Annotated in this window: 2 protein-coding genes; both read left to right on the plus strand. The window is 58.5% G+C overall.

The genetic code is table 11. From position 1 onward, the window contains the following. The coding region (locus tag L692_RS0110425) for a radical SAM/SPASM domain-containing protein (protein ID WP_025699623.1) at positions 1-816 on the plus strand (816 nt) is incomplete at its 5' end. A gap of 18 nt (positions 817-834) precedes the next feature. Then, the coding region (gene ahbA, locus L692_RS0110430) for a siroheme decarboxylase subunit alpha (protein ID WP_025699625.1) at positions 835-1,252 on the plus strand (418 nt) is incomplete at its 3' end.

Genomic DNA, 1,252 nt, shown 5'->3' on the forward strand with positions numbered 1-1,252 from the left:
GAAGATCTCTGCGAACTGATCGCCTACGCGTCATCCATCGGTCTTCGTCCCGCCCTTGGAAGCAACGGCACGCTTCTGACCGCAGCCAAGGCGGCGGAACTTAAGGAAGCGGGACTCGGAGGCATCGCGATCAGCATTGACAGCGCCACGCCGGAATATCATAACCGGTTCAGGAACGCGCCGGAGGGCTGGCAGCAGGCATTGGAGGGCATCCGTTATGCCCGTGAGGCCGGGCTGAGAGTGCAGATTAATATGACGCTGACCGAGGGCAATATGCATGATTTCGAGCAGGTGTCGGAGCTTGCTGAGGAGCTGAAAGTCTCCTCGCTGCATCCTTTCTTTCTCGTCCCGACCGGACGGGCCGTCAATATCGAAGAGGAGGGGCTGAAGCGGGAACGGTATTACTCGGTTCTGCGGAGCGTCCTGTCCAGGCAGAAATCGACCTCCCTTGAAATCAAGCCGACATGCGCCCCCCAATTCATGCCGCTCGCGAGGAGCATGGGGCTGGAAATGCGATATACGCGGGGCTGCCTCGCCGGGGTCGCCTACTGTTCGGTGCTGCCAAATGGCGAGGTGCATATTTGCCCCTATCTGCCGGTCAAGGCGGGGAATGTCCGCGAGCAGGCTTTTGATGAAATCTGGAGAGACAGCCCGGTGTTCCGGGACTTAAGGAACTTCGATAAATATGAAGGAGAATGCGGCTCCTGCCCGGATGTCGGCATTTGCGGCGGCTGCCGGGCAAGATCGTACTATTACAGCGGCGGCAACTTCATGGCTCAAGAGCCATGGTGCTACAAGAGATCGGCGGCGCTCTAGACCAGGGAGGGATAAACAGTGGAACTGGATGCAATGGACCGGAAGCTGCTGAATCGGCTGCAAATCGAGCTTCCTCTGGTCAGACACCCTTGGCTTGCCATTGCGGAAGAGCTGGGACCTCGGCAGGAAGAGGTGCTGCGCAGGCTGGAAAGAATGAAGCAAGCGGGCTTCATCCGGCGGATCGGCGGGATTTTTAATCCTGCGGGGCTTGGATTCCGGGGCTGTCTATATGCGATGGCTGTAAGGGAAGACCTTTTTTATCAGGCGGCTGCCGTTGCCAACAGCTTTAAGGGCGTTACCCATAACTACCGCCGGCGCAGCCGGCTCAATATGTGGTTTACGCTGAGCTCCCGGACCGAGGAGGAAAGGGGGGCCATACTTGAAACGATCCTTGAAGCGGCTGGCGGGCCGCGGCTGTATGAGTTTCCTTCCGAGC

It is taken from the genome of Paenibacillus forsythiae T98, from assembly GCF_000520735.1.
GTDB classification, from domain to species: domain Bacteria; phylum Bacillota; class Bacilli; order Paenibacillales; family Paenibacillaceae; genus Paenibacillus_AQ; species Paenibacillus_AQ forsythiae.